The 220-nt window shown below is 51.4% G+C and carries 1 pseudogene; it reads right to left on the bottom strand.

From position 1 onward, the window contains the following. A pseudogene (locus AB4585_RS28220) lies at positions 1-220 on the bottom strand (inosine/guanosine kinase); the annotation flags it as partial.

Consider the following 220-nt stretch of genomic DNA (forward strand, 5'->3'; position numbering starts at 1 on the left):
CAAAGGTACGCTCGCCATCATCGGTGATCAATGTGTAGCAACGACCAATAGGGCCATCAACACGCTGTAGATGATTCAGGTTAACGCGAGATGAGGTGCGGCATAGGTAGCGATACGCGTAGCTGCCCACATCTATGTTCTTGGACATGACGCCCAACAGCACAGACTTGCTGTCGGCTAGGACAGAGTAGTTGTGCAGTGTGTTACCTATGGTATCACC

The sequence above is a fragment of the Vibrio sp. 10N.222.49.C9 genome, assembly GCF_041474985.1.
Lineage (GTDB): Bacteria > Pseudomonadota > Gammaproteobacteria > Enterobacterales > Vibrionaceae > Vibrio > Vibrio crassostreae_C.